At 53.0% G+C, this 759-nt stretch carries 1 protein-coding gene; it reads left to right on the forward strand.

Features of this window, described 5'->3' with window-relative positions; all coding sequences use genetic code 11:
- On the forward strand, window positions 1-759 hold a 759-nt coding region (locus JIG37_RS11505; protein WP_199529400.1), incomplete at both ends, for an Ig-like domain-containing protein.

Genomic DNA, 759 nt, shown 5'->3' on the forward strand with positions numbered 1-759 from the left:
CACTGGTGAAATCGACATTACCGCACCGACGATTAGCCTTGATACCTTGGCCGATAGTAATGATGTGACACCGCTCATTAGTGGGCAAACCACCGGAGCGGCAGTGGGCAGCTTAGTGCTGCTTACTATCACTGACAGTGCCGGTAATGTACAAAGTGCGACAGCGACGGTGCAAGCGGATGGCAGTTGGTCTGTTGAGCCAAGTTCGGCATTAGCCGAAGGGGATTATACCGTGGTGGCCACCGTGAGTGACGCGGCGGGTAACGAAGGCAGCGATACTGAAACAGGCACCATCGATGTGACGGCACCAACGATTAGCATTGATGCGCCAGCACTGACCAACGACAATACGCCGACGGTCACTGGCACCTCAGACTTAGCCAATACCTCACTCGCCGTGACCTTTACCGATGCTGATGGTATCAGCCATACCGTGACAGTCACCACAGATGCTTCAGGTAATTGGAGCGCCGAAGCAGGGCAAGCCTTAGCTGATGGCAACTACACAGTCAGTGCTAGTATCAGTGATGCAGCAGGTAATAACAGCAGTGCCAGTGACAGTGGTGAAGTCGACACCATTCCACCGGAGCTTGCTTTTGTGCCGACCTTCTTACTGGGTCAATTGGTGACCTTAAGTGGTACATCAGATTTACCCGCCGGTAGCACAGTGACCATCACCCAAACCTTATTAGGCGGTGGCAGTGTGACATATACGGCAACCACTGATGCCAATGGTGATTGGTCACTGACAGGATTAAC

This window comes from Pseudoalteromonas sp. bablab_jr010 (assembly GCF_016464105.1).
In the GTDB taxonomy this organism is placed as follows: Bacteria; Pseudomonadota; Gammaproteobacteria; order Enterobacterales; family Alteromonadaceae; genus Pseudoalteromonas; species Pseudoalteromonas simplex.